Raw genomic sequence first — 2815 nt, forward strand, 5'->3', positions numbered from 1 at the left:
GCTTACACCATTAGAGAAATTTGCTCAGCTTGTTGATTATCATAAGACTTTTCAAACTGTCGCACCTCATGTTTGAATTCGCCCTAATATAAAAGCTTATTTTCAATAAAAAACACATCATAATACCCCCTTGCCTTTTAACCACAAAAATATTGAAGTTATTATTTAGAAGCAATTAATAGAAAAATAAACAAATCTTTTTTAAACAAGCTACTAATAAAAATATCTCCATCGAAAATAAAGTATAAAAATTCAAAAACCATTTAATAAAGTATCAATAGAGTTAAAATACATATAGCTTACTTTTAATTTTAAAGAGGAATACAAGAAATAATTTCTTGTATTCCTGTTATAAGATTGGGAGAACCAAGTTGATAATTTCACCCATTTCTTTGGATCTATTAATTTAAGTTTCGACTTTACTTATTTGAGCTTAGCCATTTGGTCGAGTCACAATCGGGAAAATTGAATCTGGACGTTTAAACATTGCAAAGAATTTTCCAATTTTCAGTGGATTACCTTTGACTTTACTGTCTTTAGAAAGCAGGACTTTTACCCCTTCTATTTGACCTGTAATCATTTTTAGATATAAGGGCTTGGTTAAGGTTAATGTAGGGCAATCCAATGCCAAATCTTTACTTTCATCATAACGCTTAAACTGCATGACTGAGTTTTCAACCCATAATGAAAAATGCTCTTTGGTATCCGACAAAACCAGATTGATACACTGGTTTTCATTTTTTAAATTTTCCACATCTAAATTTGTCGCCATAGCTTCAAGAAATCTTTCAGTTGGTGTATGAATCAATAAATCACTCGGATCAGAAGTATTTTGTAGGGGTACATTATTTTGTAGCTCTTGAGCGCCCACCAAAAAGAAATTACGCCAAGTTGAAGCCTCAGCAGCATAGCCCAATTGACGATAAGTATTCGCCAATAAGTCTTTTGCTTGTTGGTTTTGAGGGTTATTCAACACAATATGTTTTAAAATCTCGGCAGCCCATCTATAGTCAGCTTGAGCGTAGGCATCCCGCGCATTTTTCAATGCATTGTTCTCCCCACCTGCTAACTCAATATATTTTTTTGCAACAGCTTTAGGGGGTAATGGATCTAAATTGGAAGGATGGGCATCGAACCATCCCATATAATATTGGTATACTGCTTTTACATTATGTTTTAGGGTTCCATAATAGCCATGAGCATATAGTTTTTGATCAAGTGCCGCTGGAAGCTTAATTTTTTCGGCAATTTCAGCGCCATTAAAACCAGAGTTCATATATCTCACCGTCTGATCATGCGTGAACTTATAAACATCTCGCTGGGTTTTAATAAAATCTTGAATATTGTCATTGCCCCAGACAGGCCAATGATGCTGTGCAATCAATACATCGGATGCTTTGGCATGCTGCATTGCTTGGTCTAGATAGCCCACCCATTTTAAGGCATCACGGACTTTAGCACCCCGAAGGGTATAAAGATTATGCATGGTATGAGATAGAATTTCTGCGCCGTTATAAAGTTTCAATGATGGGATAGAGAACGTTAATTCTGCTGGTGCTTCTGAACCCGGCACGTTATAAAACACAAAATCCAAGCCATCAACCGTCATTTTCTGTTCTGGTTGAGTGATCAGTTGTGTAGGCTCAAGGATGCCCATTTTTCCCACAGCAACAGCCTTACCTAAACCTGTATCCACCAATCCTTCCGCATTTTTAGGTAGAAAAGTTCCATACATATAAGTCGCACGACGTATCATGGCTGAACCTGCCATCACATTTTCACTGGTCGCTTCTTCCATAAAGCCTTTTGGCGCAATAATTGGAGTTTTTCTAGCGTTAATTTCTTCGCTAGAAAGAACGCCTAATGCACCACCAAAATGATCGATATGGCTATGGGTAAAGATAATGGCTGAAATTTTTTGCTCACCTAAATGCTGTCTAGCAAATTTAAGTGCTGCTTCAGCCGTTTCTTTAGAGGTTAATGTATCCACAATAATCCAGCCAGTATCACCCTGAATGATGGTCATATTTGCCAAATCAAAACCACGAATTTGCCAAACTCGATCTGTTACTTTAAATAGCCCAACATTGTTGTTTAATTTTGCTTGTCGCCATAGAGTGGGATTAACGGTATTTGGTGCTTGATCTTGTAAAAAACTAAATGCATCAAAATCCCAGATAACATTGCCTTTCTCACTTTTAATTTGACCTGTTGGCTTGGCAATAAAGCCCTTTTGAGCCTGATTAAACTCAGTCATATCCTCTAAGTTATACTTCGCCTTATATGTATTATTTGATTCAATGACCGCTTTTTCTACTACAGTATTTGCTGCAAAAACAGAAAATGGCAGAATAAGCATCAATGAAACTGTTAAAAACTTAATTTTCATCTTCTTTCCTTTTTTTAAATAGAGGTGGTCCCACATGTTTGAACAACTAAAAGCTTATTTATAAGTGATACTCTGCTCTAGTTAAGCTACCTTATTTTGTTGTGGTAGCTGGTCATAGTAAAACTCATCTGGAGTCATTTTGTCCAGACTCGAATGAGGTCGTTTCAAATTATAAAATTCAAAATATGCGTTTAATTGCTTCTTCGCATCCAAAACATTGCTGTAGGCTTTGAGATACACCTCTTCATATTTAACGCTCCGCCATAATCGTTCAACCATCACATTATCAACCCATCGACCTTTACCATCCATGCTGATTTGGATGTCATTTGATTTCAATACATGGCAGAGTAAAACTTGAAGTGCGACATAAACCACCTAATTAATTTAAAGGGTTTATGGAGTATATAAAATTGTCATACCATC

The 2815-nt window shown here is 36.2% G+C and carries 1 protein-coding gene and 1 pseudogene; both read right to left on the minus strand.

What is annotated here, in order from left to right; genetic code table 11:
• Nucleotides 1-433: 433 nt before the first annotated feature.
• A complete protein-coding gene (locus M5121_RS15680; RefSeq protein ID WP_000693745.1) occupies nucleotides 434-2389 on the minus strand; it encodes an alkyl/aryl-sulfatase in 1956 nt (651 codons plus the stop codon).
• An 81-nt stretch (nucleotides 2390-2470) separates the two neighbouring features.
• Nucleotides 2471-2731: pseudogene (locus tag M5121_RS15685) on the minus strand (integrase core domain-containing protein); the annotation flags it as partial.
• Between the last annotated feature and the right edge of the window lie 84 nt (nucleotides 2732-2815).

It is taken from the genome of Acinetobacter sp. ANC5681 (assembly GCF_023488045.1).
Lineage (GTDB): Bacteria > Pseudomonadota > Gammaproteobacteria > Pseudomonadales > Moraxellaceae > Acinetobacter.